Genomic DNA, 23,036 nt, shown 5'->3' with positions numbered 1-23,036 from the left:
TTATAGTCGCCATTCCCTAGGAGAGGCTAGGTTAAGATCAAGCCTTTGTGTGTGTAATGAAGTACACCCAATCTGCCCCAGGCTCCCTAAAACCAAAAAACTGTGTACCTCACGAGCATGGTAAATGCTATAAGTTTGGTTGTAGCCTCAGATGCAACTTATCAGGCCCTAGGGCCGTCCTGTTATTTATTGCGTTACAGTTATTGATCATGAATTGTCAAGCCTTTTTTGATCACCATGGGTGGCGGCGTCGCTGGTTTTATCCGGTGATTTCCGTGGTTGTTGCCCTGAGTGTGTTCCTAAGTACAACCATGCCTGGAACGGCTTTTGATATTCGGTCTCTTCTGTTCCGGGGAGTACAGGTAATTCAGATATCTAATATGTCTGATGCTCAGGAAGTGGATCTGGGTCGGCAGATGAATCAGCAGTTACGCAGTAGTAATATTCGCTTTAGCCGTAATTCTCAAATTAATCAATATGTGGAACAAATTGGCCGGCGCTTGGTAGCTCATAGCGATCGCCCTGACATTCCCTTTACCTTCCAAGTGGTTGAGGATAACACCATCAATGCCTTTGCCACCTTGGGCGGTTTTGTATATATCAATACAGGTTTAATCAAAGCTGCAGATAATGAAGCGGAATTAGCTAGTGTAATTGCCCATGAAATTGGTCACATTGGCGGCAGGCACTTAGTCAAACAGATACGCCAAAGCACTATCGCTAGTGGTCTGGTTTCAGCCCTAGGTTTAGATAGCAATACCGCGGTAGGAATTGGTATAGAACTGGCACTTAACCGTCCCCGCAGTCGTCAAGATGAATTTGATGCCGACAGCCGAGGTTTACAGGCTCTCACCCTGGCTGGTTATGCCCCCTCGGGTATGGTTTCCTTTATGCAAAAGCTGATGCAAAGAGGGGGGTCTATGCCGACATTTTTGAGTACTCATCCCGCCACAGGCGATCGCATTAATGCCCTCCAAATTTCTATTAATGCCCAACCTAGTAATCAGGGTGACGGATTAAATCATGGCGCTTATCGCTCCAGGATTAGGAGCATACTTTAGATAGAATTTGACATACTCACAGCAACTTCCTACCAAGGTAGTCTTAGAGGATGTTTGATAAGTTCTCAACAGGTAATTTTTATCTTAGGGAACACCGGAACAGGGAATGGGGAATGGGGAACACACAAAAAACAATCAAATCCAGTCCCCTCCCCTTACAAGGACAAGACAAGGTGGACAAGGTGGACAAGGTGACAAGGGAGAAAAACAGTACAAAGTCTGTATTTTTAGTAAGAAAAATAGCCCCTTAAAAGACCATTGTCCGTATAAAATCTTCCTTGTCCACTTTCCTTCCTTGTCTTCCTAGTCTTGCCTTCACAGATCATATTAAAAACCTACCCTTGCAAGGAGAGGGTGGGGTCAAATAATATTCGATACACTAATCATGACTTTCTAAACATCCTCTAAAAGGAGGGGGCTTGTATCCCATTCTGTTGGTCGAAAATTCAGCTATGCTCGCTGCTTATGGCGGCGAGTAGCTATTTTATCTGGTGGAACTATGACCACTCCTTCTGCTAAGGGTAAGGTGCGTAAAGAATTATTAAAAATATTGACTTGATAAATGATGTTATTTGTGGCGTCGAATCCAGTTAACCAGCCACTGCGGGGATGATAAGCACCAGTATCTATATTTAGCCATCCCTGTCCTTGTACCAGTTCCCCAGGGCTAACTCCCGGAAAGGTGAAAGTGATGGTATGACCGATGATCATCAGTTTATCAGTAAAGTAGGGTTGTTCAATCCTGTGAAACTGCTCCCGTATCCAGCAAAACTGCTCGGCGGTTTGTGCAGCTAAAGGCCTCTCAGGGTCAACCCCAGCATGAGTTAGCCAAATGTCCCCCAAATCCAGATACAGGGGTAAGGATTTCAACCATTCCAAATGTTGTTTAGGAATAGTACCTTTATCGTAACTGGCTACAGTTGCTTGACCTCCACCATACAGCCATGTTTGCATTGCTGATGTTGAAATCTGATCACCGGTGACAATCTTTAAGAACATCTGTTCATGATTTCCCAGTAGACAACCATAGTTATTTTCCTTGACAAAATCAATTACATATGAACTTTTAGGACCGCGGTCAATTAAGTCTCCAAGAAAATAAACTTGATCTTCTGATGTGGGGGCGATGGACTCCATTAATTTCATCAAACCATCGTAGTGTCCATGAACATCCCCAATAACAATTCGACGTTGGCTAGTTTCGATCATCCGCTCTGAAGTTCTCAATAATTTGGCTGAGTTTTCTGGTTTTCACAAAGACTAATAAAGAACATTTAATCAAGTATAGTTTGATCTGAGTTAAATTGCCGGCAGTGAATTGAGATTCCCATGGTAACAAAAATCAAAGCACAGAAGCTGACTGGCTTTTAGCTGTGGCCATCCCATGGTGCATTGGTTAATTCTCATTGACTTGATTGAAACATTATTGTAACATCAATGAGTGAAGACCCATTAGGTCAGCTGGCGGGATGAAGTAACAATCCCACAAGTTTTTGCCCTTGGCAATGTCAACCACATATGATTTATGGATAAACGCCTCATTGGCTTGACAGGGGGTATTGCTACAGGTAAAACCACTGTCGCTAATTATTTGGCAACAGCTAAAAATATACCAATTCTGGATGCAGATATTTATGCCAGGGATGCTGTGGCTATAGGTTCGCCCATTCTCCTGGCGATCGCACAACGTTATGGCAAACACATTTTACTCCCAGATGGTAGCCTGAATCGAGAACAACTGGGTGCAATTATCTTTACACAGGAAGATGAACGCCAGTGGGTAGAGAGTTTGATACATCCTTATGTAGTCCATCGCTTTCAGGAAGCTATGGTCAAATCACCATCACCAACATTGGTGTTAGTTATCCCTTTACTCTTTGAAGCTCAGATGACTCATTTAGTGACAGAAATTTGGGTGGTACGGTGTTCGCAATTACAGCAACTGCAAAGACTAATACAGCGAAATAATTTAACTCCCGAACAAGCCCAAGCTCGCATCAATAGCCAGTTATCTCTAGAAGAAAAAGCAGCTCGTGCAACTGTGGTGCTAGATAACTCTTCTACCCAAGAATCCCTGTGTCAACAGGTGGATATGGCTTTGGCGATGAGTACCACAAATAAACCATAATATAGGATTGCCAAGTTGACAATAAATTTAAACTTTTGTACTGTGAGCGATCGCTATATGTAAACAACTACAATGAGAATGAGTGAGTTATAGCAAGGAATGTAAAGTATGTATCAGAAAATATTGGTAGCTGTGGATCAATCAGAAACCAGTCAATATGTCTTTGAACAAGGTGTATTTTTAGCAAAAGCGTCTGAAGCCGAACTGATGTTGTTACACGTACTATCGCCATTAGAAGACCCCTATCTCAGTCCGGTATTTACACAACCAGATAGTATCTACCCATCTGTACAAGCTGCACCTATTGATAGTTATATGCGGGAGTGGGAAGAACTAAAAAAACAGAGACTAGATTGGTTGCGATCGCTCAGTGATACAGCAATTAATGCCGGTGTCAAGGCAGGCTTTACCCAGAATCTCGGTGATGCTGGTAGGATAATTTGTGAAGTTGCTCGTAATTGGCCAGCCGACTTAATTATAGTTGGTCGTCGCGGTCGTACTGGCATTAGTGAGTTCTTGCTAGGTAGTGTTAGTAATTATGCACTCCATCATGCTCCTTGCTCAATGTTGATTGTACAGGGACGTATTCCTGGTCATACCGAAATACCAGGGACTGTATAGCTATACAGTCGCTTTTCATCCACCAAGCATAGATAGGTGTATCACGCTCTGGTAAACTACCAAAAGTATTGGGCTGGAGAACATTGATGGTGACACCATTTTGCAAATCCACAACATAACTAACGTGGTTTCCCAAATACATCACCTGATTCAGCCGTCCTGCAAAACAGTTAGTTAATACACTCGGCCGATAAAGGGAAAGTTGGATTTTTTCGGGGCGCACCCTGACCACTACACTTTGTGATAATTGAGTGGGTGTTTTTTCTGTGCGGTCAACCGTAATTTTCAGTCCGGTTGTAGTCTCAATTTCTATTGATGAAGAATCAACACCAGTGATTACACCAGTAAATAAATTACGATCACCAATAAAATCAGCAACAAAGGGGGTTTGGGGATATTCGTAAATCTCCTGTGGAGTACCAACTTGCTCAATTTTACCTTGATTCATCACAGCGATGCGATCGCTCAAGGACATAGCCTGTTGCTGATCTTGTGTCACCATGATCATGGTTAGTCCTAAATATTGATGTAAATTGGACAGTTCCAGCTGCATCTCCTGACGTAGTTTCACGTCTAAAGCTCCCAAAGGTTCATCTAGCAGTAAAACAGTGGGGCGATTGACTATAGCTCTAGCTAAAGCTACCCGTTGCTGTTGAGCAGCACAGAGTTGACTGGGAAAGTGCGATCGCAAATCTGCCATTTTAACTAGCATTAAAGCCTCTTGAACCCTGGTTGCGATTTCTGATTTGGGGAGTTTTTTGTGAAGACGCAAGCCAAAAGCGACATTGTCCCATACATTCATATGGTTAAACAAAGCATAGCTTTGAAAAACAGTATTTACGGGTCGGCGATAAGCAGGGACATTGGTCACCTGGCGTCCCTGAATGAATACCTTACCAGCATCAGCCATCTCCAACCCAGCTATTAAGCGAAGTATGGTTGTCTTACCACAACCAGCAGCACCTATAATAGTTAAGAATTCCCCCTGTTTAATATCCAAATCGACTCCATCGACTACTGGTTCCTGGTTAAAAAACTTGAACACATAACGTAGTTCAACATCTAACGGCTGAAATTTGGTGATGAGATCGTGATTTTGAGTGAGAGTTTGAAACATAATCTTTGGTAGAATGCACTCATATAATGTTACCGCGGTCTACTCATGATACTGAATGGGGTTAATTTCTGGTTTGTGGAAACCAACGACTAAATCCGCCGGTTTGTCCAGCATTGGAGTAAATATAGAGTGGTAGGGTGTGGGGATGTGATAGCACCGAGTCATTGACCAAGCCTAAAATTTACCTTAGGTATAGTCTTGCAAGGTGGAATCTGCTTGTGTTTAGATTGGACAGTGTTAATCTATACTATAAAAACTGGATGTTATGACTTTATTACAACGATCGCGACCCCCCCTACAAAACAATATACGTACAGTTGGAGGAAATTTTCAGCCCATATTTTTAATTGCATTCACCCTGTTAATGACAGGTACAATAGTTATGCGATTAGCACACTTGCAAATTTTGGAAGGGTCACAACACCGGACCAGAGCGGAAGCTAACCGGGTGCGGATTATTCCCAAGCAACCAGTCAGAGGTAATATTTTTGACCGTTACGGACAAGTTTTAGCTAGTACTCGTTATCCGCGTTCTGTATACTTATGGCCAATGGCCCACAAAAAACCTGGTTGGCCCGTTGTCGGTTCACTTTTAGAGAAAATTCTGAATATACCCCAAGAAGAAATAGCAAAAAAGTTAGAAGAGTCTGGACCTAACTCTTCTTCACTAATTCCCATTGCGCGTGATCTGACTGAAGCCCAAATAACTGCCCTCAAAGAGTATCAAAAAGAACTCACAGGTGTAGAGATACATACGGAAGCGGTTCGCTACTACCCACATGGTCGGGAACTAGCTCATGTCCTGGGCTATACACGGGAATTAACTGGCGAACAGCTACAACAGAAGCGGAAGTTAGGCTATCGATTAGGAGATGTCATTGGTCAAATGGGGACGGAAAAGGCTTACGAAAAGATTCTCCGGGGTGAATGGGGCGGTCAGCAAGTAGAAGTAGACAGGGTCGGTCGGCCGGTGCGAGTCTTAGGAGAAAAAGAGGCAACCTCTGGTAATGATTTAAACTTAACTATAGATTTAAATCTGCAAATAGCGGCAAACAAAGCTTTAGGGAATTATAACGGTGCGATTGTAGCACTTGATCCTCGTAATGGTGAAGTCTTAGCCATGGTGTCTCGCCCCACCTTTGATCCCAATATTTTCTCTAAACAAAGACTTTCGCAAAAAGATTGGGAATCTGTCCAAGGTACAAACCATCCTTTAGTGAATCGGGCGCTGAGTGCTTTTCCTCCCGCCAGTACCTTTAAAATTGTCACTACAGCCGCTGGATTGGAATCAGGTAAATTTTCTCCCAAGACGATACTCCAAACCTACGGTTCTTTAACTATTGGTGGGATTAGATTTGGTGAATGGAACCACGCTGGATTCGGTCCTTTAGGTTTTGTGGGTGCAATGCAATGGAGTAGTGATACTTTCTTTTACCAAGTTGCTCAAGCAGTGGGTGGCCCGACTTTAATTGAATGGACTCGTAAATTTGGGTTTGGTGAAAGAACCGGTTTTGATTTTGCTACCGAAGAAACCAGGGGTTTAGTCCCAGATGACCAATGGAAACGTAGGAATCGAAATATGCCTTGGACTGTAGGGGATACTATTAATATGTCAATTGGCCAAGGTGCTTTATTAAGTAGTCCTTTGCAAGTTGCGGTCATGTTTGCAGTTCCTGCTAATGGTGGCTACCGAGTCCAGCCCCATTTGATCAAAGATAATCAACCAGCTGCAAACTGGCGACAACCTATAGAGATGAAGCCGACAACAATGAAACTACTGCGTGAATCATTAAGGAAGGTGGTTACTCACGGTACTGGTCAAGTTTTGAATAAGCCCACACTTCCCCCAGTCGCTGGTAAAACGGGTACAGCTGAAGCATGGCAAAATCGGGTGAAAAAAAATCACACTTGGTTTGGCGCTTACGCCCCAGCAGATCAACCAGAAATCGTCATCGTTGCTTTTACTGAACATTCTGGCGGCGGCGGTGGTAGTCTTGCAGGTCCGATGGTTTTAGAAATTTTACAAGACTACTTTAAACGCAGGTATCCTGGTAAGTATTAAAACTTGGGCGTTGCTAATCTCTCATGTCTGGGATACTACAAATGTTTGGGTGTAGTCAAGACTTGATTCTTGACTATAAATGGTTGATCAGGAAAATGGCAAGCACAAACACAGTGAGTATTTTCAGTCCTAAGACTCAAGACTAAGAGTAGAAGACTAAGGAATGATGAAATATAGCAGTCTTTTAGGGCGGGATAATTGATGGCTATGACAAGTTTTGTTACTGATGAGAGTGACGTAGCAACCACTAGAAGATATGACTTTGATCGGCTTTACTTTCCACTCCATGAGCACTTGACTTTTCAGGATAATGATCCCAATTTCGTGTCAGATTTATCTATTTCCGTCTTGGCTCAGGAGAAAGCTACCTTAGTCACCCCAACCATAGGTGACCAAATGAATCAATTTGATACTGCAACTATAAAAATTCCCACAATTGACTATAACTCCGACTTCATATTTACCCTTCCTAGTGATACTGTCTCAGATGTAGATACAATTAACCCTTTGAGAAATCTAGTCATTTTTGGTGATAGTCTCTCTGATACTGGCAACTTATATAGTGCCACAGGCAATACTTTTCCGCCACCACCAAATGCACCTGGGCGTTTTTCTAACGGTTTAATTTGGGTTGATTATTTTGCTTCTGAGTTAGGATTGACCGGGGAAAACATCAAAAACTTTGCTTTTGGTGGTGCGACTACAGGTAAAATCAGCAGCGATGTTTCATTACCCATACCTATACCAGGATTGCTCACTCAAGTTGAGCAATTTAAAGCTTTAAATGCTGTCGCGCCTATTGGTGGGGATGCATTGTATGTGATTTGGGTGGGTGTTAATGATTTTCTCTCAATCCCCGCTGATCCTCAGCAGGCTGTTAGTGATGCAATCAATAATATTAGTAGCGCCATCACAACTTTAGCACAGTTAGGTGCTCAAGAAATTTTAGTCGCTAATTTACCAGATTTGGGAAGTACTCCACTTTTGAGTAATACTCCTAACGCTATAGGGGCTACAGCCATTACTCAGAGCTTTAACGCCACTTTAAGCCAAACATTAGATAACTTAGCACCCTATTTCAATGTTAATTTGTTTTTATTAGATAAGTTTGAGGCGCTGCAAGAACTGAGTAATGGTCAAAATGATTACGGGTTGACTGATTTCACCACTCCCCTAAGTGACGTAATTAATCCAGTGTTTCCTGATGAATATTTCTTTTGGGATAACATTCATCCCACCACTAAAGGTCATCAAGTAATTGCCGAAAACTTCATAAATCAAGTCAATGAGCGCATATTCCCTGATTTATTTGGCTATGGGGCAACATTAGAAAATGCTCACCCGTCATGGTGTGGAGTTTAAGTTTCTGGCTTTATAGAATAATTCTAAACTATGGCGATCGCCCACAAAACGCCAATGCCAAGGTTCATAACTCACTCCTTGGGGGTTATTTTCTCCAAAGGACAGTTCAAAGCCAAAACGGGCTGCATTGGCTTCTAACCAGCGAAAAGCCCTAGTATTTTCAAAGTTAGTTTGGAGATTAGTTGCTGGTACTGCACCATCACCTATATCCACTGCATAACCGGTGTGATGTTCACTATATCCAGGCGGCGCACTTAAAGCCGCTCTTTGGGCTGGGGTTTGATTACGCCTCGCACCAATAGCAAAAAATAACTGTTCCTGCTCTTCCACTGAGCGAAATCCAGAAATTGGCACTAAAATTACACCCTCACGTCGCGCCGCTTGGGCCATCGCCAGATACCTTTGAGCCGCTGCTGTCCGCAGTCTAATGCGCCCATCGGCAGTAATTGGTAACAGTTCTGACTGCGGCGCTTCTGGGTATGTCAAATGTCCTAAGAGGGCATCGACATTATTATTATTTTGACTATTTTGACTATTGACAGAATCCCCATTTTGTGCATCTAAATTCTGAGGTGATGAGGAATCAACATCAGCCCTGGGTGAGATGACAAAGAACCACAAACCAGCAATTAAACCCACTAGAATAAACCCTGCGAGTCCCCCCATCACCAAAACTAGATTTTGCACAGGCGGTTGGGCTGTACTCTCAGGGACATCCCGTAAAGCCACGGGAATATCTTCACTAGGGTCGCCTGATAACTGATGGGCTTGTTTAGAAAACCGGGCTTTATTCAAGAGACATCTCCTGTTTTTGTGCAATATTTATCAAAAATTGTAGACTGGAGAGATAAACATCTTCAGTACCATTCATATCTATGATCCCAGGGCGCAATTTTGGCTAACCTCCTAGAACTATACTTTAAACTGGTGGGATTGGTCCTAGTAGGTTTTATCCTGGGACGCAAACTACCTCATACAGTTCCTACTCGTGTCGGTCAAGGGCTATTTTGGGTAGGAGTACCGATAAGTATTGTTGCTTTTCTCCGCAAAGCTGACCTATCCGGACAGATTTGGATTGCTCCGATCATCGCCCACTTAGCCATTTTTTTAGGGGCTTTTTTGGCTTGGTGGGCTATGAAATGTCAAGCCTATATCAGCAAAAACATCCACCAAAAATCAACACAAGGTAGTTTACTCCTGGCTGCGATGGTTGGTAATACAGGTTACCTGGGTTTCCCCATCACTCTCGCATTATTAGGTCAGGAATACTTTGCCTGGGCTTTATTCTACGATATGTTGGGATCACTTTTTGGGGCTTATGGCTTTGGTATAGTATTAGCATCTCATTTTGGCGGTCACACCAGGAATTACGGGCAAATTACCGAGTCAATTGTGATTAATCCTGCTCTGTGGAGTTTCGCTTTTGGCTTGCTATTTCGCCAAGTTACCCTCCCTGTCGTTTTTGAATATAGCCTGGAAATCTTAGGTTGGACTGTAGTTAGTTTAACTTTAATGTTAATTGGGATGAGGTTGTCTGGGCTGAATTCTTGGCACAGACTACCAGAGGCGGCTATCAGCTTAACTATTAAAATGTTAATTGTTCCCTTGGTGATTGGTAGCACATTATCACTGTGGGGGGTGACTGGTAAAGCTGCACAGGTAATTTTACTACAAATGGCTATGCCTCCAGCATTTGCCACATTAATAATTGCGGAAACTTTTAATCTTGACCGTGATCTGGCGGTGACTTGTTTAGCAGTGGGGTCTATACTCTTACTAGTTACTATCCCTATTTGGCTGTGGCTGTTTTGATTGATATCTGTTCCTACCAATTAACCAGACATGAATCAAGAAAGTAATCATAAATCTATAGACACACAGCCTAAGTTATCGGCTGGGTTGCTGGAATTAGCTCAATTTTTTCTGAAGCTGGGTTTGACTGGCTTTGGTGGTCCCCAAGCTCATATTGCCATGATCCATGATGAGGCTGTGGTGCGCCGGGGTTGGTTTACCGAGGAGGAATTTTTAGCCGGGGTCGCGGTTTGTGAAATGTTACCCGGACCGGCTTCTACTCAGATGGGAATTTATACCGGATACCTGCGGGGGGGAATTTTGGGGGCTTTGGTGGCGGGGATTTGTTTTATTTTCCCGGCTTTTGTCATTGTCCTAACTCTTTCTTGGGCTTATTTTCGGTTTCAGGGTGTACCACAGATTGAAAATTTGTTTCTGGGAATTACCCCGGTGGTAATTGCGATTATTTTCGGCTTTTGCTGGAAGTTAGCCAAACGAGCTATTACTGATAGTAAAGGTATAGCGATCGCCATCACGGTTTTTGTGGTTACTTTACTACTTCCCATCAATGTCTTGTGGCAATTCTTATTAGCGGGGATGGTAGGGTTAATTGTTTACCCCCCCGCTTCCACTACTTGGCTAGTTTCCCTTGTACCCCTAATGCAGATGTTACCCCACACCATGGCCATGGTAACTACCAATACCCTAACATTATCCAGCTTTTGGGGACTAGAACGGATTCAAGAGTATTATTTAACCCTAACACTGTTCTTCTTGAAGGTGGGTAGTTTCATCTTTGGCGGTGGGTTAGTCATCATCCCCCTCCTGGAGTTAGAAGTGGTTAATCAATTTCATTGGTTAACCCCCAGGGAATTTATCGACGGTGTTGCTATTGGCGAATTTACTCCCGGTCCTGTGGTCATTACCGCCGCATTCATTGGTTATAAGGTCGCTGGGGCTTTGGGGGCTTTCATATCTTGTGTGGCAATTTTTACCCCTTCCTTTCTATTCATTATGGGGGCTGCACCCCTGTTAGTACGCATTCGTCAAAACCCCTGGATTCGGAGCTTTTTGCGCGGGGTAACTCCCGCAGTTCTAGGAGCGATCGCCGCTGCAGCCATTCCCCTGGCAAAAACAGCTATAATTCAAGATACCTGGGTTCGCGCCGTCTTCGCCTTGATAGTCGCCATTTTAGCTTTAATTGCCCTAGTCCGCTTCCGCTGTCCCACATGGCAATTAGTCCCTAGTGGTGCAGTCCTGGGCTTGATGGCTGGGTCTATAATTTAATACTAACAATTAGCGGCAATTTGAGTAATTTTACTGTTTATTGCCGCGGGTCTGATATGCTCATAATGTTCAAAGGGTTGATGAATCCAGGGGTTATCGGCCAGATAATCAACATAATAATCAGGTTGGAAACTAGAACAGGCTTTATACCAAATTACAGCTGTGCGAATTTCTACAACATGAAAATTACTAGTTTCTTTGAGCCAAGGTATAGTTTGATCAAGGGTAATTCCCGAATCTACCAAGTCATCAACTAGGAGAATATGGGAACCTAATTTCTCTGTGGTCATCGTTATATGGCGAGCTAAAGTTAAATTACCCCTTTCCTGCTTCCCAGAACCATTGTAAGATGATGTAGCTAAAATTGCCAAAGGTTGCTGATATATCCGGGAAATGATATCCCCCACTCGTAGTCCCCCCCTAGCAAGGCAAACAATTTGGTTAAACTCCCAACCTGATTGATAAATTTGGGCTGCTAGGTGTTCAATTTTTTGGTGATAATCTGACCAAGAAATGTAAAGGTCTGGCATAAATGCAGTGATATTCAGGTGATACTGAAGCAAGTATAAATCAAGTATAAATCAAGTATAAATCAAGTATAAATCAAGTATAAATCTTATATTTTAGTATGAGCATGAATGATTCCGTTGATGAATCCGCCCCAATTAATCCCGAAAATCAAAAACTGGATCTGAAAACTAAGCTAGCTTATGGCGCTGGAGACTTAGGGACAGCAGTTACTGGTAATATTTCTATATTTTTTCTCCTGGTTTTTTTTACCAATGTTGCCGGCATTCCCCCCGGGTTAGCTGGTAGTATTTTAATGGTTGGTAAAATTTGGGATGCCATCAACGATCCCATTATCGGCGTGTTATCTGACAGAACTAAATCCCGTCGCTGGGGTCGTCGTCTCCCTTGGCTGGTCTATGGGGCTATTCCCTTTGGGATTATTTTTTTATTACAGTGGATTGTACCACGTTTTACTACAGACCCCAGTGGTAATATTTGGCCTTTATTTTGGTATTATGTTATTATCGGGTTAATATCCCAGGTATTTTTTACCGTTGTTGGTTTGCCCTATGCGGCAATGACTCCAGAACTGACTCAAGATTATGATGAACGTACTACCTTGAATAGCTTTCGCTTCGGGTTCTCTATTGGTGGTAGTATTTTGTCTTTGCTCCTAGCACAAATTATTTTTTCTACTATTAGCGATCGCGAACAACAATACTTGATTTTAGCCGCGGTGTGTGCGGTAATTTCCATTTCCGGGTTATATATATGTGCTTTTGGAGTCCGTCATCGCGTCTTAGCTTTTGAAAATCAACACCGCCAAAGCCAAACAACCCCATCTATACCCTTCTTAACACAACTAAAAATCGTCTTTAGCAATCGACCCTATCTGTTTGTGATTGGGATCTATCTTTGTTCTTGGTTAGCAGTGCAAATCACAGCCACCACCATACCTTATTTTGTCGTCAACTATATGGGTCTTAGAGACTCAGATATTCCCACCACCATGATCGCAGTCCAAGGAACAGCCTTACTCATGTTATTTGTGTGGGGTGGTTTGAGTCAAAAAATCGGCAAAAAAGTAGTTTATTTTCTGGGTATGAGTTTATGGATATTAGCCGCGGGGGGTTTATTCTTCTTACAACCCGGACAAATAGGTTTAATGTATTTTATGGCCGTCATGGCTGGTTGTGGGGTCTCCACAGCTTATCTGATTCCCTGGTCACTAATTCCAGATGTGATTGAGTTAGATGAACTCCAAACAGGACAACGGCGAGAAGGTATTTTTTATGGCTTTATGGTGTTACTGCAAAAATTAGGTTTAGCTCTGGGAATATTTTTAGTGGGTAACGCCCTAGAAGCAGCTGGTTTTCAAGCAGCTATACCCGGAGAAACCACCCTACCTATACAACCAGACTCAGCATTATTAGCCATCCGCTTCGCTGTCGGTCCACTACCAACAATTTTCTTGATTTCTGGCTTGTTTCTTATCTACTTTTACCCAATCAATCGGGAGATTTACGCACAGATTATGATGAATTTGCAAGCACGTCAGGAAAAGAGCAACAGTTAAATTGATTAGGGTTGCTTGGTCAGAGGTTGTTTTATAAGTTTTTAACAGGTAATTTTTATCTTAGGGAACAGGGAACAGGGAACAGGGAACACCGAAGGATTGAGGGTGAGGGTGGGGTCAAACAATAGTTGATACATTAATCATGACTTATCAAACATCCTCTAAGGATTTTTGTTCCTTACCTTGGTAAAGAACAAAAAATCAACTATTATAGCTGGATATTGCTAAATTTTGATTTTAATTTCAATATTCTATGACCAAAGTTACATCCCAAGAAATTGCCCTATTTCGTTCTCAGTTAGCTGATGATTCCAGTGCGATGGAAGCTCTAGATTTGATTGAGGATTGTGATGGAGACTTAGAAGATGCAGCGATGAGCTTGGCTATTCGAGCGGGACAAGAACCAGGAATCACTAACTCTGAGTGGTTGGATGCTATGGCCAGAAAATGGCGATCGCTAATTTGTCAACAGGAATACCGCGAAGATTTGTTAAGTAGCTCTGTGGTCAGGATCATGGAACGTCTCAAAAAAATGCCCAGTTTCCCTGAGAGTTTGGCTACACCAGTTCTGATATATGTTCTTAAGCAAGGTGTCACAGATTTTTGCGCCCCTATGGATAAACCAACCCCGCCACAATGGAATAATGGTAATATGTGCAACTTTTAAGCTAATCAAAGCGATTAAACTAGATTAACTATGGCATCCGTCAATTCTGACTCCTCAGAAAGCACAATAGAATCATGGGTCACGGTAAAGGCAGTTGCTTGCAAAGCACGCAATAAAATATTGCGTGCGCCATTCACATCACGATAGACCTGAATTCCGCAATGTGGGCATTTAAAAATTTTGTGTCCACCTAGCTTATGGTGAACATGACCGCAGTTACCACATGTTTTTGATGTATATGATTCATTGCAAAGAACCACTATTACACCTTTTCTTTGTGCAGCTTGTTTAAGATGTTGCTCAAATTTGTAATGGGAAAGAGTCAGCATTTGCCGTACAGACTTACTGTTGATTTTGCGTTTCTTCCCGCTACGTCTTTTAATCACCATTTGACTAGAATCAAAGGTTGGTAAGTAAATTACTTTGTAGGAATTAACAAGTAAGTTAACAGCTTTGTTATGCAAATCTTTAATTAAATTCTGAATCCTTTCTCTGACACGATTAGCAGCAATACGCATCTTTCTACGTTTACGGCATGTTGTTTTGGTAGAACGGCTGATGAGATTGTCAAGGTGCTGACACAATCTTTGTATGCGTCCGATGTCTCCCCTTGCAATTTCTAAGACATTCTCCCCATCAAAACCAGTTAAGAAAGTGCGATTACCAGGGTCTACTGCTATTACCCTATCACTGCCAGTAGGTACAGTTTCTTTATATTCAGGAAAGCAACCAAACCACTTACCACGACGGTAAACAAGCTCTGTGCCATATTCGCATTGTTCAGGAATAGTTTGACCAATTGTCGTAAAACCTAAACCTTTTGTTGTGCGCGGATACCAAGTACCATTTTTGAAATTACCAACTTTGAATTGGATAGTTTGACTTGTGGATTTACAGCTTTTAAATTTCGCACTACCACCTTGAGTGCGAGCCTGTTTAAAGGCATCAAATGCGTCAAAACAAGCTTCTTGACGTTGATGCCCTGGTAATGTTTTCACCCATGGTGGTACATCCATTTTTTGAGCTATTTTATCTAACTCTTCAGCAGATATCTTGACTTGTTTTTCTGTGCTAGTTTTCTGATCAATAATTACTCTGACTTGAGTATCGTAATTATTGTGAAGATAACTGATACATTGGTTGAAGTAATAACGATAAGCAGCAAGCCAACGCTTCCAGACTCGATGTAATTCCTTACTAGGAAATAGCCTGATTTTCAATACACTGTTCGGTGACTGCTTTGTCGATTCCTTGTGACGCGACTTCTTTTTGTAAGTCTTCTTTAATGCTTGACTTGTATTTTTTAAGCCCGTATAACCTGCTAGAGAAACAGTGGATGATCGACAGCATATCTTGTAGGAGTTCCTGTTCTGGACTGAGCTTGCGGTCATTGAGAACCACGAGTTCACACTCAAATTTTGTGCATAACCACCTAACCAATTCAAATCCGAATCGGACAAGTCGGTCAGGATGGGCAACGACAATACGTTGGATATCGCCGTCGATGATTCGTTCCAGAATTGCGAGGAATTTTTTCCGTTTAAAATTGAGTCCGCTTCCAACTTCTGAAATAATTTCAGCCTCTGGGTATCTTGTGCGTAAGTGTTCAAGTTGTCGTTGCAAATCATCTTGCTGGGAATGAGTCGATACTCGTCCATAGCAAATAGTTTTAATTGTCCTGGGTATTCCGCCGATTTTTTCGACTTCTTCGAGGATGAACCGCCTTTGACCTCCTGGTGTACGGATTGCTTTAAGTTTGCCTTCGTTTTCCCATCTCCTGAGACTGGAGACATGGACACCAAGGATTTTAGCTGCTTCCTTGGGAGTGACATGTTGCATCAAAGCCTCATTAAATCAACTACTTTTAGTCTAGCGGGATTTAGTAAGATTTACTCTGTTTAAGCAAATAATTTACAATTAGTTACACGTCCTGAATCTCTCAACTTAGGAGCTTAATTTTGGCAGCACTGATACTCTATAATTAGAACATAAAAACTTTTATCAAACCATTATTATTGCTTTCATGAATTACCTTATTGCTGTATTACCAGACCGCATTCAAGCCGAAGCCGCTTACTTAGCTCTAGAAGCAGAAGGTATACAAAGCACTATTCTGGGTAGGGGTTATAAAAGTGCTGATGAGTTTGGCTTGGTTGACCCGAAAGACCAAGCGCAAAAGCAAGCTAGGCTGATGTCATACTGGTTAATACCATTCGGTTTCTTTGCAGGTTTTACCTTTAGTTTAATTACAGGTTTAGATACTTTCGCCTGGGCTGGGGAAATTGGTAACCACGTCGTCGGCGGACTTTTAGGCGCTGTTGGTGGCGCTATGGGTAGCGTGTTTGTCGGGGGTGGTGTTGGGTTACTCCTGAGTGGTGATGCTGTACCCTACCGTAATCGTTTAGATATGGGTAAATACATAGTTGTGGCTCAGGTGTCTGAAGCTATTAGCCGCCAAGCAACCAGGATTTTACGGAAATTTGACCCGGAAAATATCCAGGGGTATGCTGATACATCTGGTACTTAGGAATTAAACATGAAAAATTTCCCAAAAGATTTGGAATTTTACCATAAATCTTACCATAAATTTTACCATTGACATCATGTTACCCAGAGAAGAACTGTTAAAGGGTGTGGAAAATCGTGATACTATCGCCCGTGTGATTGATCAGGCTGAACAAGCTATTAAAACTTGGGAAGTGGTTTTAACTGATTTTTTGTCACCCCCAGAATTGGCAGAAATTAATCGCGTATTTAGTCGGTTAACAGATGTACAATTAGTACCATGGGGAGGTTATCCCCAAGCGGAACGCCAAAGAATGGCGATCGCTCGCTCGGAAATTCCTTTAGATCAATCTCAAGTTGACCTTGTAGCTTTAGAAATTGCTGGTAATTTTCTGTTTGATACCGCTACCCACCGGGACTTTTTAGGCGCAATGTTGGGAACAGGTATAGTGCGGGAAAAAACCGGGGATATTATTGTTCTGGGAGAACGGGGAGCCCAAGTAATTGTTATCCCGGAGTTGGCAGAATTTTTACAAATGAATCTGCAACAGGTGCGCTCGGTTCCGGTGAAAACTCAAGTGATTGATCTCCAGGAGTTAAAAGTTAGGGAACCTAAGAAGAAGGAACTAACCACCGTGGAAGCTTCCCTGCGATTAGATGCGATCGCCTCCGCTGGTTTTGGGATGTCCCGCAGTAAAATGGTGACTTTTATTGAGAGTGGTGATGTCCGCGTTAACTGGAAAGACGTTAATCAAGCTAGTTCTCAGGTGAAATCAGGGGACTTAATCGCTATTCGCGGTAAGGGACGTTTAGAAGTAGGAGAAATTGCTGTAACTAAAAAAGATCGTTATCGAGTTCAATTAACCAGATATATATGAAGATATATATAAATATATCTGCGATCGCCCTTTGCAGATGCTCTGATTAGGTTTGACCCCACCACCTCCCCTTACAAGGGGAGGGGTATAGAGAATGGCGATACATCTTGTTAAGATTATCGCATAGGTGTTTTTTAGTCAGATTTATCTGACTTAAGGCTCCCGTGTGTAGCATCTGTCACCTGTTCGTTTATCTCCACTATCTGTTGTTGAACGCAAAGGGCGCAAAGGTTGGCGCAAAGGTACGCAAAGGTTGATTTTCTATGGCTTTGAGAGGGTGGTTTTTAACCTTTTTCTCCCTAGCTATCAGACATCTGATTAACTATATTCATGGTTTCTACACTGACTCTACAGACCCGCATTAATAAATCTATTACCTGTTCTTTGTAGTCTACAAAGCGGTAAGTATTAAACTTTTCCGCAATGGTGGGGTCTTTGGGTTTCTTCTCTTTATATTGATCTAAAATCCATTCTAAGGCGCAACGATTGCCCAGCATATATTGCCATGCTATAGTAGGTACACCTTGTAATGTGGTCACATCATCTAAGATAATACTTCCCTGGGTTTTATCAGCCTTTAACTTTGGCTTGGGTGTGGTTTGGTTACCTTTTAAAGGAATATCAACCCGACTGAGTTTGTAGGGTGTGACGGTTTCATAGTTGATATGTAAATCCATGAGTTGTTTTCCCCAGTCCACCCATTGGGGAAAGTTGTCATATAAAGGTAACCGGGGGAAGTCCCGTTGTAGGTTGATTTCGTATTTTTGGCGGTACTCTGGGTTATGTAGCACCCCATAGGTGTAGTGGAAGATATCTATTTTAGTAATTGTTGTGTCTTGGTAATGGGTGTGAATTTGTTCTAGTCCCCAGTCGGTGATGTTATCTATGCGGTTTCCTTCTTTGTCATAGCGGTACAGGGGGAGACATTGGGAACCTGCGGGTAAACAATTTAAATCAATAATTGTTTTTACGGCTAGACAATGAAAATCTTTAGGTGATGAAAGTCCGGGTATGGCAATATATTTATTGTCTAAGTCATTACTATTATGAATAGTAAACCATTGATAAGTCATTCCATTAAAATGTTTATCAAAATAAAAATACCGTTGATTATATGGACGGTATAAACCTTTAACAATTTCTTGAGCATCAAAAGTTTTATTAATTTTTTTGTCTAAATATTTAGTTAATTCCCTATCCCATTTAATTTCATTTCTATCGGGATATTTAGGGTCTTTACGTGTCGCTTGATAAATACTGACTAAAAACTTGACTTTTTGGGATAACGCCTTTTCAGATAAATCATAAACCCACTCATCTCGTTGTGTTTTTAGACCTGAAGAAAACAACTTAAATACAGCTTCTTGTGCTTTACCTGCTTTCACACCCTTATCAACCACAGGTAAAAGACTATCAAAATCATTATCAGTTTGATTTATCCAGTTATACTTTTTATCCGGTGTAATATGTTCAAAAGGAATTTGATTAAATTTATTCTCGGCTAAATATGTAATTTTGTTGTCTCTGAGTTCATGGATATGAAAAGGATGAGAATAAAATATTCTACACCCTGGGGAATTACTATCTCTGACTAAAAAGCATATGACTATACCAGTCATGGCACTTTTACCAAAAATAGTATGCTTTTCTGAAATAAATATACCATCTTTTCCTGAAATTGCTCTAACATTACCTCCTAAATCTAGAAAGTATGCAAAAGAAAAATCATCCTGAATACATTTTCTAAACCCATCAAATGCACGTCCATCTAGAAAAGAGGAATTAGTGATAAAAGCAATAATCCCATTATTACCCAACCTATCAGAAGCCCATCTAATAAACCGGGTATACATATCATACAGGACAATATTATTTTGAGCTTGACTATATTTAACGTAAGTTCCCTTAATTAACCTATCTATGGCATCATAACCCCGATTAGCATTATCATCATTAAAATTCTCCTGTTTAGCATTATAAGGAGGATTGCCAATAATCACCGAAATAGTTCGGTCATTCTGTCTTTTAATCCTCGCTGTATTCTCCACACTCATCGCAAACAGATCCATCTGCTTACCCACAAACAGGGTATTATCTAAAGTATCCACAAAACAGATATTCTCAAACTCCTCATACACCCCCATCTTCTGCTTATAGGTGTACTCAATATTCAAATTGGCAATATAATAAGGTAAAATCGCCACCTCATTACAGTGGATCTCATGCTTATACTTGTACTCTAAGCAATGAGCAGGTAAATAATCAATCAACTCAGTCACAAAGGTTCCCGTACCCGTCGCTGGGTCTAAAATCTCTACATCCCTATCAGCTAACAACTTTCCAAAATGTTTATGTACTAAAAAGTCGGTGCTTTCAATCATAAACCGGACAATCTCGTTAGGAGTATAGACAATTCCCAACCTATCCGCTGCTTTGGGGTTATAAGCTTTATAAAAGTTCTCATACAAAGACTTGAGAAATCTCTGTTTTTCCTGATGATTAGCAATATTAGCCGCAGTGCGCCGAATGACTGCATAATACCTTTCAATACTCCCTAAAGCATTACGCTTTACACTTCCAGTAAAGAAGGTAGCAATTACCCCTTGTAACTCCCGCGCGACATTGTTTTCTGTGTGAAACTGAGACTCGTTAAAAATATTGAGAAAAATATCCTCTGTGAGGATGTGCTGAATCATCATTTCCCGAATATCAATTAAACTGATTTCTGGGTTAATGGACTCCTGACAGATTGACCAAAACTTATTCCTTGCTGCTTCAAATTTACTGTTAGTTTCCCCTTGACTATCAATCAAATCTCTGAGATAATCTAAGATGTTGGGTAAATCTTGCCTAAAACTATCTATAGCTGACCGAAAATCTCTAACTTCCGGTCTGACATAATTAATAAAGTTGGTAATTAGTGTATCTAGAGCTTCAGCATCTTTCATGGATACCCGCTGGGTTTCTGTGGCGTTTTGAATTAAAACCGCAGTTTGGGAATCTTCAAAGAGAATATTACTACTAGGATAACCTTTATTTAACTTTTTGTCTATTTCTTCATCTAAGTTATCATATTGGTCTTTACTTTCCCAGTAACCCCAATCTAAACGCAAGGCATCTTTAACGGTGCCATCGGGGTAAACTAGTTTACCATTAGGTAATTTAAAATCCAATTCGGGAATTAGTAGAAAGTCTCTGGGTTTACAATATTCATTCAAGAGATTTTGAAAAGCCACGCGAATAGAAGTTTCTTTACGGGAACCGCCAAACTGGATAATTTTGGCTACTTCTGTTTGGTACTGACTAATCAAAAGTCTGGACATGGGGAAACTAGGGGATATACAAGGGCAGAAATTTAAATATAGGCGATCGCTGTTAGTAATTTAGCAGACAGTTTATTAAAATTTATACAAGTGTAAATAACTTTAAGTTAGAATAGCTGTAAGTTTGTCATCTACCCTAGGGTAGAGATAAAACCGCCTCATAAGTATCGAGATAGAAGGGCGATCGCCCTGCGTAGATGGTGGGATGAGGTTTGACCCCACCCCCAACCCATCCCCTTGTAAAGGGAGGGGAGTATAGAGAATGGCGACACATTCTGTTAAGATGATCACATACATGATTTTCTAGTCAGATTTATCTGACTTTAGCTATTAGACGGGGGTTTCTAACCCCCGGTTCCCTGGTTAGCATCAAACGCGGGTTTCCAACCCCTTCTAGGTAGCATCAACCGGGGTTTTCCCTGGTCAAGGGAATAGGACTTGATTTTGTTGCTTCGGTGTGTTACCCGTTACCTGTTCCCTCTTAAAAAGTTATAAAACCATCTCTATAACTTTACAGCTTTGCCAATATACCAAACTGAAGTATCTTCATTGATTTTGATGGGAAATGGTTCTGAATCGCCATAATTATGATTTAAACCTTGATATAAGATATTGATCAATGTTTGGAAATTCAGACCTCCTGTTAAGTCAAATCCTTTAATTACAACATTACCCAATCCACAATTCTCCATTGTATAAGTTAATTCTTCCGGTTTAATAAACTTATGCCAATCATGAAGACCTCTTGGTATTTGCTTAAGCATATATTCCAACAGCCAAATCATGATTAATTGGGATTTAAAGTTACGATTAATTGTATCAAAAAAAAGTAACCCCTTTGTCTTTAACACTCTATGGGCTTCTGAAATAACTTGCTGCCAATCAGTGACGTGTTCTAAAACATCACAACACAAAACCGCATCAAATTCTTGATCATCAAAAGGCATATTTTCAGCAATTCCCTGATAATAATTAATATTTAAATTGTTTGTTATAGCATGAGCTTGGGCTACTTGAATTGATGGCTGCGATAAGTCAATACCAGTTACATAAGCCTGTTTTTTAGCTAAAGTTTCCGCCGCTAATCCACCCCCGCAACCAATATCTAAAACTTTCATTCCTTGCCATGTGGATATATAATTGGCAAAGAAGTTAAGTCTATATTGATTCAGATGCTGCGATAAATTCAAAATTTCACCTACAGTCCACCAACTATCTGCCTTTAAGTCGTAGTATTCTAGATTATTTTTGAGCATCTATGATAAATAGGCTAATTATGAGTCAATACATAATTAACTTTTTATCTTTTATCGCTCAATTACTAACTCTTCCTTCGGGATAGTTTTAATTAAATCTCAGAGGATGTTTGGAAAGTGTTAAACAGGTAATTTTTATATTAGGGAACAGGGAACACCGGAACAGGGAANNNNAAAAAACAATAAAATCCAGTCCCCTCCCCTTACAAGGACAAGACTTGGTGGACAAGGTGGACAAGGTGACAAGGGAGAAAAACAGTACAAAGTCTGTATTTTTAGTAAGAAAAATAGCCCCTTAAAAGACCATTGTCCGTATAAAATCTTCCTTGTCCACTTTCCTTCCTTGTCTTCCTAGTCTTGCCTTCACAGATCATATTAAAAACCTACCCTTGCAAGGAGAGGGTGGGGTTAAACAATAGTTAATACATTAATCATAACTTTTAAAACATCCTCTAATTAAAGTTCTAGGATTAATTCAATTGCTTGCAGTCAGATAGACCAATAATTTAGACCAATAATTTTAACGGAAAAAGCCACAGAATATACTATAAAACTCAAATAAAAAAGATATTCTGTGGCTGTAAATTATTTAATCGTAGTGATAAACTCCCTAATTTATTTGTGGTTCTTGTGGTTGTTGTGGTTGTCTGTCTGTTTCTTGGTCTTCTTCTTGTTCTCGTCTTTCTCGTTCTTCTCGTTCTTCTCTTTCTTCTGGTGTTTCAATAGTAGGGTCATCTATCGGTGGTTGTGTTTGGGAGTGTAAAGTACCAGTTGTAGACGTGCTTAAATTGGTGAATGCAAATGCGGGAACACTGACCAAAGCACTTATACCAGCGACTCCCACAAGGCTAAGAAGTATTTTGAAGAAACTTACATTCTTGTTTGCGTTCAT

20 protein-coding genes are annotated in these 23,036 nt (G+C 41.1%); 11 read left to right on the top strand and 9 right to left on the bottom strand.

Annotated elements, in window-relative coordinates:
* Positions 1–209: 209 nt before the first annotated feature.
* Positions 210–1,061 carry a M48 family metallopeptidase gene (locus IM676_RS14420; RefSeq protein WP_200987535.1) on the top strand — a complete coding sequence of 284 codons (852 nt, stop codon included), beginning with the start codon at positions 210–212 and terminating at the stop codon, positions 1,059–1,061.
* A 450-nt stretch (positions 1,062–1,511) separates the two neighbouring features.
* On the opposite strand, the gene IM676_RS14415 is transcribed toward IM676_RS14420, so the two are convergent.
* Positions 1,512–2,270, bottom strand: a complete 759-nt coding sequence (locus IM676_RS14415) for a metallophosphoesterase family protein (RefSeq protein WP_200987534.1) — start codon at positions 2,268–2,270, stop codon at positions 1,512–1,514.
* Between the two features lie 316 nt (positions 2,271–2,586).
* On the opposite strand from IM676_RS14415, the gene coaE reads away from it, so the two are divergent.
* Positions 2,587–3,189: a dephospho-CoA kinase gene (gene coaE / locus IM676_RS14410; protein ID WP_200987533.1), complete on the top strand. Its 603-nt coding sequence runs from the start codon at positions 2,587–2,589 to the stop codon at positions 3,187–3,189.
* Between the two features lie 108 nt (positions 3,190–3,297).
* On the top strand, positions 3,298–3,810 hold the full coding sequence (locus IM676_RS14405; RefSeq protein WP_200987532.1) for a universal stress protein: 513 nt from the start codon (positions 3,298–3,300) through the stop codon (positions 3,808–3,810).
* Here IM676_RS14405 and IM676_RS14400 read toward each other — a convergent pair.
* The gene (locus tag IM676_RS14400; protein ID WP_200987531.1) at positions 3,719–4,927 is read right to left on the bottom strand and encodes an ABC transporter ATP-binding protein; all 1,209 of its coding nucleotides are present in this window, start codon (positions 4,925–4,927) and stop codon (positions 3,719–3,721) included. The genes IM676_RS14405 and IM676_RS14400 overlap by 92 nt on opposite strands.
* A 265-nt stretch (positions 4,928–5,192) precedes the next feature.
* Between IM676_RS14400 and mrdA the strand changes: the two genes are divergently transcribed.
* Together mrdA and IM676_RS14390 are read left to right on the top strand one after the other, a co-directional pair.
* Complete coding sequence (gene mrdA / locus IM676_RS14395) at positions 5,193–6,989, top strand: penicillin-binding protein 2 (RefSeq protein WP_200987530.1); 1,797 nt, start codon at positions 5,193–5,195, stop codon at positions 6,987–6,989.
* Positions 6,990–7,196: 207 nt separating this feature from the next.
* Positions 7,197–8,351, top strand: coding sequence for an SGNH/GDSL hydrolase family protein (locus tag IM676_RS14390; RefSeq protein WP_200987529.1), 1,155 nt, complete (start codon positions 7,197–7,199; stop codon positions 8,349–8,351).
* Here the strand turns inward: IM676_RS14390 and IM676_RS14385 are convergent.
* Positions 8,334–9,146, bottom strand: a complete 813-nt coding sequence (locus IM676_RS14385; RefSeq protein ID WP_200987528.1) for a M15 family metallopeptidase — start codon at positions 9,144–9,146, stop codon at positions 8,334–8,336. The two genes, IM676_RS14390 and IM676_RS14385, sit on opposite strands and share 18 nt — an antisense overlap.
* 99 nt (positions 9,147–9,245) lie before the next feature.
* Here IM676_RS14385 and IM676_RS14380 point away from each other — a divergent pair, with 99 nt between their 5' ends.
* Entirely contained in the window at positions 9,246–10,163 is a 918-nt protein-coding gene (locus IM676_RS14380; RefSeq protein WP_200987527.1) for an AEC family transporter, read from the top strand.
* Between the two features lie 30 nt (positions 10,164–10,193).
* Entirely contained in the window at positions 10,194–11,429 is a 1,236-nt protein-coding gene (gene chrA / locus IM676_RS14375; protein ID WP_200987526.1) for a chromate efflux transporter, read from the top strand.
* A gap of 2 nt (positions 11,430–11,431) precedes the next feature.
* Here chrA and IM676_RS14370 read toward each other — a convergent pair whose 3' ends face one another.
* Positions 11,432–11,959, bottom strand: a complete 528-nt coding sequence (locus IM676_RS14370) for a phosphoribosyltransferase (protein ID WP_200987525.1) — start codon at positions 11,957–11,959, stop codon at positions 11,432–11,434.
* A gap of 104 nt (positions 11,960–12,063) precedes the next feature.
* Between IM676_RS14370 and IM676_RS14365 the strand changes: the two genes are divergently transcribed.
* A complete protein-coding gene (locus tag IM676_RS14365; protein ID WP_200987524.1) occupies positions 12,064–13,515 on the top strand; it encodes an MFS transporter in 1,452 nt (483 codons plus the stop codon).
* Positions 13,516–13,768: 253 nt separating this feature from the next.
* Positions 13,769–14,182 carry a hypothetical protein gene (locus IM676_RS14360; RefSeq protein ID WP_200987523.1) on the top strand — a complete coding sequence of 138 codons (414 nt, stop codon included), beginning with the start codon at positions 13,769–13,771 and terminating at the stop codon, positions 14,180–14,182.
* A 14-nt stretch (positions 14,183–14,196) separates the two neighbouring features.
* Here the strand turns inward: IM676_RS14360 and IM676_RS14355 are convergent, their stop codons facing one another.
* Together IM676_RS14355 and IM676_RS14350 are read right to left on the bottom strand one after the other, a co-directional pair.
* Positions 14,197–15,402: an RNA-guided endonuclease InsQ/TnpB family protein gene (locus IM676_RS14355; RefSeq protein WP_200987522.1), complete on the bottom strand. Its 1,206-nt coding sequence runs from the start codon at positions 15,400–15,402 to the stop codon at positions 14,197–14,199.
* Positions 15,380–16,024 carry an IS607 family transposase gene (locus IM676_RS14350; RefSeq protein ID WP_404799798.1) on the bottom strand — a complete coding sequence of 215 codons (645 nt, stop codon included), beginning with the start codon at positions 16,022–16,024 and terminating at the stop codon, positions 15,380–15,382. Before IM676_RS14350 ends, IM676_RS14355 begins: the two co-directional genes overlap by 23 nt.
* A 181-nt stretch (positions 16,025–16,205) precedes the next feature.
* On the opposite strand from IM676_RS14350, the gene IM676_RS14345 reads away from it, so the two are divergent.
* Positions 16,206–16,709: a hypothetical protein gene (locus IM676_RS14345; RefSeq protein WP_200987520.1), complete on the top strand. Its 504-nt coding sequence runs from the start codon at positions 16,206–16,208 to the stop codon at positions 16,707–16,709.
* A 76-nt stretch (positions 16,710–16,785) separates the two neighbouring features.
* Complete coding sequence (locus tag IM676_RS14340; protein WP_200987519.1) at positions 16,786–17,565, top strand: photosystem II S4 domain protein; 780 nt, start codon at positions 16,786–16,788, stop codon at positions 17,563–17,565.
* A gap of 299 nt (positions 17,566–17,864) precedes the next feature.
* Here IM676_RS14340 and IM676_RS14335 read toward each other — a convergent pair whose 3' ends face one another.
* The 3 genes from IM676_RS14335 to IM676_RS14320 form a co-directional block, all read right to left on the bottom strand.
* Complete coding sequence (locus IM676_RS14335) at positions 17,865–20,888, bottom strand: type ISP restriction/modification enzyme (RefSeq protein ID WP_200987518.1); 3,024 nt, start codon at positions 20,886–20,888, stop codon at positions 17,865–17,867.
* 503 nt (positions 20,889–21,391) lie between these two features.
* Entirely contained in the window at positions 21,392–22,144 is a 753-nt protein-coding gene (gene ubiG, locus IM676_RS14325; RefSeq protein WP_200987516.1) for a bifunctional 2-polyprenyl-6-hydroxyphenol methylase/3-demethylubiquinol 3-O-methyltransferase UbiG, read from the bottom strand.
* A gap of 610 nt (positions 22,145–22,754) precedes the next feature.
* On the bottom strand, positions 22,755–23,036 hold the full coding sequence (locus IM676_RS14320; RefSeq protein ID WP_200990299.1) for a hypothetical protein: 282 nt from the start codon (positions 23,034–23,036) through the stop codon (positions 22,755–22,757).

This window comes from Anabaenopsis elenkinii CCIBt3563 (assembly GCF_015245355.1).
Lineage (GTDB): Bacteria > Cyanobacteriota > Cyanobacteriia > Cyanobacteriales > Nostocaceae > Anabaenopsis > Anabaenopsis elenkinii.
The sequence above is the reverse complement of the archived record's forward strand: the minus strand, read 5'-3'. Positions and strand labels throughout refer to the sequence as shown.